The following is a 4,240-nucleotide window of genomic DNA, read 5'->3' on the forward strand; positions in this document are numbered from 1 at the left end:
GCTAGTCGCCCTTCAATTTCTTTAGCAGCATCTTTTGTATTGGGGTAATACCAAACAGCATTTTTATTTTCCTCTCCATCTACTTCTAACGAGTAGTAAGAAGCCGTTCCCTTCCATGGACAAATACTTTTGTGGTCGCTTTCTTTCAAAAATTCTTTCTTTACTGCATCAGCAGGAAAATAATGATTGCCTTCTATCTGAATAGTGTTATCACTTTCTGCAATAACTTGCCCGTTCCATATCGCTTTCATAATGAATTGTTTTTTGATGAGATTAAAATTTACCACAACAATAAACTTTTGAGCAAAATTGTTTTCTCTAACTAAGCAAAACTGCCCACGCTTTCATTACCTCGCCTTTCTGAGCTAACTCTTCTGCCTGTTTGTGTTTTTCTTCTTCACTTGAAAAATTAGTTTCTATACTTTCTAATTCTGATTTTGTAGGCATTTTTTCTACGTTTCCTAGCTTACCAAGTGTATTTCCAGAAAGAAATTTACTGGTTCTGATAGCATAAGGAAGTTCATCTACACCGATTCCTTTTGTCGTTAGAGGTTTAGCAACTTCAAAGACTGCATCTCCACTTGCACGGCAGTAATAATTTCCTCCCATACGAGCCACAGCGTCTAACAGATGTGGGTCTATTTTTCCATCTTCATCTAAAATGGCTTTACTAATGTGCATTTTCTTCACCTCACAGATAATTAGGTTTCCTGCACCTCCTTCTTGTCCTGTTTCTACAATTTCTCTCACCACACACTCAAACTGTGCAGGAGATTCCAAAACTCTTGGAGGAGAAACGGTTTCGGAGTCAATAGGTGTAAAACCTGCTTTGAAAAATTCGTTTACTCCTTTCTCATATTCTGTACTGGAAAGTGACATTTGCTCTACCATCGAATATGAAACCATATTAATCACTACTTCTTTTACCTCTTTTACATTTTCTAAGGTATGTTTGATGGTATTGTCTCTTACTCTTCTAGCAGGAGAAAAAATAAGTGTAGGAGGATTTGCACCAAAGACATTAAAAAAGCTAAAGGGAGAAAGGTTTACATTTCCTTCTTTATCTATCGTACTGGCAAAAGCTATTGGACGAGGTGAAATTGCACCTAAAAGTAAACCATGAAAAGCTGGAACAGGTAAGTCGGAAGGAAAATACGAATTGAAATCAGACATTGAAGAATGACAAGTTATAAATGATAAATTATTAATGTAGGACAAAGTCTTGTCTTTGGCGCAATATAAATAGCCAACAAAAAAAACCCAAAAAAAGTTATTACTTAATTTGGGTTTAGGTTGTGGTGATGAGTGAACCCAAACTAAACGCCTAAGTTACTCAAAAAAGTATATTTTTATAGCAAGATACCTAATAAGATACCTAAGATTAAAAGCAGCACAACTATTTATCTACCAAGACTAATAGCTGAAGGAACACAAGCTCGCTTAGATGAATGAACAATATCATCTTTTCTTTGTCCATGTGAGCGAGCTGCATGCTTGTGTCCCCTACCCTTTCCCAAATTATTGTTACCAAAATCTACACCTAGAAATTTTTGAGCTAGTGATTCATTCAATATATTGAATTTGTGTTCTAGCTCACTAAGTTTTTTTGATAAAAAGCTATTTTCCTTTTTTATATCTGCATTCTCCTTTTTTAATGCTTCGTTTTCTTGTTTTACTTTTTCAAAATCCTTTTCGGATATTGTAGGATAATGACCTCTTAATTCAGATACAGGTACGTTTGATATTTCGCTGAAGCGAATTAAATACTCTTCTTTTACGTATTTACTCTTGTACATAGCATATAGCGTAGAAGTGGACATATCCATTTTTTCAGCTAGTTGTCTTGATGTAAAAGGTAGATTATCTGCAATTTCTTTGATTTTTTTTCCAATCATAATTTATTGATTTTCAATTTGTTACAAGATTAACACAACAAATTTCTAAAAATAAAATCAATTTGATTTGATTTAACGAAACAAGTTGCTATATTTGTCGTATATATTCTAACAAGTTACACAAAAATACGGATTTATCCGTATAAATGTTTTATTTCCTAATGACTGTATGCAAAAAACTACAACAAATATTGAAAAATTGGTAAGCATTGGAGCTAAAAATATTCCTTCTTCTCTGAAAGAAAAGTTTACCGATGCACTATCGGATACAAAGGTTGGAAAGCAATCTATCTTCTTGTTGTGGATTGTAAACTTAGTTGTTGCACGTCCTAAAAAGTTTATGCAAATGTGTAGAGATTTGCAAGAGGAAATAGACCAAGAGGAAGAAGTAGAGGAAAAATTAAACTTAACTAATTAATCTATCATGGCAGGAAAAACGAATTACACTCCAGCACAAGAAGCAGAGCTAAACAAGCTAAATCGTGCTTACGAAAAATACAGTAAACGTATGCGTAAGGCAAGGTTGGACGGAGATGATGCGTATTACGAAGCCTCTCTAAAAAAAAGAAATGAAGTAAGAGATAGAAAGGCAGTCATTCGTAATTCCTAACTCTCTCTTTCAAAAAAAGACAAAAAAAATACGCTAAAAAGATAGCGTATTGAGTATAAAAACATTGAAAATTTAATTTGATTTTATTGGAAATAGACTTTCATAGTAGCGTTCTAAGATGGTTTTAACCATAGCGTTTCTTTCATTTACAGGAACACCATGTATGTGCAAATTAGAAGCAAATTCTATTAAACCGTCTGTGGGACGTTTTGGAAGTTCAGATTCGTCAATATGCTTTTTTAGTAAGCTGACTATTTCGTCGGAAAATAAGGCGTATCCAAATTCTCCAGCATCTTCAATTTTTTTAAGGAGTATTGATTTATGTTGTTTAAAATCTTTCATCTCTTTTAAGTTTTCAATTTGAAATGTTTTTGATAAAAAATGTGCATCGTGCTTAGACATTGTAGTAAGATTTAGGTATGAAAGATTATGATATTTTACACCATAAATATACTACAATTTTAGGGGTATTTCAAGATTGATTTACCCCTTATAAAAGATAATTTTTCATTATTTACAACCCAACTAAAAACTCAAAATTATGGAAGCTCTTAGCGAAAAATGTAAAATCAAATTTGATGGAGAAACACCTCAAATTGTAGTTCCAAACAATGACTATGCTATTGCAGCACTCTTTGAGGAAAGTCAAGCAAATGAAGTATTCTTTATGGCTGTTGGTTTTCCAGATGGACAAATGATTATTCAGCTTCAAGATGAGAGCTATACAGAGCAGTTTGTAGAAGATTTGAACTACAACATAGGATAGGATTTTAATACTCTCTTTCAGAACCCAATCGGATAAAAATTTTAAACTCTATTTTCAGTTATGGATAATCCATTTATTGCGTACTATCATTTTAAGAAATGTGCTGCTGAACTTAACTCAGTAGTAACAACAATAGAAGAGGAAGTTGAAGCAGAGAAAGAGGCTAAAAAACCAAAGAGGTCATCTTATCTCTCAACAGAAGACGAAGATGAAGACGTTGAAAACGACTATGAAGAATTAGGACACGACAAGTCAGAAGATTATAATTTTTTTGAAATAATGTTTCAGAAGTATCAGCTTTCTGACGATGTGAAAAATAGCTTAAAACTCTTCTACGGAAAGACTGCTATGAGGCGAGTAACATCAAAGATAGCAACTCTATTAGCAGAAGAATTTGAAAGCCAACAAGTTAAAGAAGGAGAGCGAATATCAGAACTTTTAGAAGACCTACAAGTAGGAGAGTTTTAAGTACATCATAAACTCCCCTCTGAATTAAAGTAGAGCCTTCCATATAAATTTATGATGTTTTTTGCCATTGTGTTACGCTCTTCTAAAGGAACTCCATGTAAAGGCATTGAACCTAGAAAATCAATCAGTTTTTTTGTTGAAGGTCTTACATAGTCAGTATCATAAACAGGTAATTCAATTAGGTAGATTATAGCATCATTGAACATCGCATAAGCAAAAGGCATATCTGATGAAAGAGCTTTAAATAGAACATCTCGGTAATGCTCAAACTCGCTACTACCTTTAAGAGATTTGAGTTTATAAAGTTCTTCTATTTCGCTTAGAAAATCAGCCATTTGTAGTAAGATTTAGGTGTAAAAAGTGATGTTTTTCAAACCATAAATATACTACAATTTTAGGGGCATTTCAATATTGATTTGTCCCTTATAAAAGACAATTTTTCATTATTCACAACCCAACTAAAAACTCAAAAATTATGGCAGCTCAATCAGAAATAACCAT

The 4,240-nt window shown here is 33.0% G+C and carries 9 protein-coding genes; 4 read left to right on the forward strand and 5 right to left on the reverse strand.

Going from position 1 to position 4,240, the window contains the following annotated elements:
- The 3 genes from QZ659_RS20170 to QZ659_RS20180 all read right to left on the reverse strand — a co-directional run.
- Window positions 1-251: DUF427 domain-containing protein (locus tag QZ659_RS20170; RefSeq protein ID WP_291728848.1), on the reverse strand; the 251-nt coding region annotated here is incomplete at its 3' end.
- 67 nt (window positions 252-318) lie between these two features.
- Window positions 319-1,173 carry a flavin reductase family protein gene (locus QZ659_RS20175; protein WP_291728850.1) on the reverse strand — a complete coding sequence of 285 codons (855 nt, stop codon included), beginning with the start codon at window positions 1,171-1,173 and terminating at the stop codon, window positions 319-321.
- A 227-nt stretch (window positions 1,174-1,400) separates the two neighbouring features.
- Entirely contained in the window at window positions 1,401-1,895 is a 495-nt protein-coding gene (locus tag QZ659_RS20180) for a hypothetical protein (RefSeq protein ID WP_291728852.1), read from the reverse strand.
- A 169-nt stretch (window positions 1,896-2,064) separates the two neighbouring features.
- Between QZ659_RS20180 and QZ659_RS20185 the strand changes: the two genes are divergently transcribed.
- Entirely contained in the window at window positions 2,065-2,313 is a 249-nt protein-coding gene (locus QZ659_RS20185) for a hypothetical protein (RefSeq protein ID WP_291728854.1), read from the forward strand.
- A 6-nt stretch (window positions 2,314-2,319) separates the two neighbouring features.
- Window positions 2,320-2,505 (forward strand): hypothetical protein, encoded by a 186-nt coding sequence (locus tag QZ659_RS20190; protein WP_291728856.1) that lies wholly within the window; start codon window positions 2,320-2,322, stop codon window positions 2,503-2,505.
- A 72-nt stretch (window positions 2,506-2,577) separates the two neighbouring features.
- Here the strand turns inward: QZ659_RS20190 and QZ659_RS20195 are convergent, their stop codons facing one another.
- The gene (locus tag QZ659_RS20195) at window positions 2,578-2,907 is read right to left on the reverse strand and encodes a hypothetical protein (RefSeq protein WP_291728859.1); all 330 of its coding nucleotides are present in this window, start codon (window positions 2,905-2,907) and stop codon (window positions 2,578-2,580) included.
- Between the two features lie 139 nt (window positions 2,908-3,046).
- On the opposite strand from QZ659_RS20195, the gene QZ659_RS20200 reads away from it, so the two are divergent.
- Together QZ659_RS20200 and QZ659_RS20205 are read left to right on the forward strand one after the other, a co-directional pair.
- Window positions 3,047-3,271, forward strand: a complete 225-nt coding sequence (locus QZ659_RS20200; RefSeq protein WP_291728861.1) for a hypothetical protein — start codon at window positions 3,047-3,049, stop codon at window positions 3,269-3,271.
- 60 nt (window positions 3,272-3,331) lie between these two features.
- Entirely contained in the window at window positions 3,332-3,739 is a 408-nt protein-coding gene (locus tag QZ659_RS20205) for a hypothetical protein (RefSeq protein ID WP_291728863.1), read from the forward strand.
- 5 nt (window positions 3,740-3,744) lie between these two features.
- Here the strand turns inward: QZ659_RS20205 and QZ659_RS20210 are convergent, their stop codons facing one another.
- Window positions 3,745-4,074, reverse strand: a complete 330-nt coding sequence (locus QZ659_RS20210; RefSeq protein WP_291728865.1) for a hypothetical protein — start codon at window positions 4,072-4,074, stop codon at window positions 3,745-3,747.
- Window positions 4,075-4,240: the final 166 nt, after the last annotated feature.

Origin of the sequence: Bernardetia sp. (assembly GCF_020630935.1) — a bacterium.
GTDB lineage: Bacteria > Bacteroidota > Bacteroidia > Cytophagales > Bernardetiaceae > Bernardetia.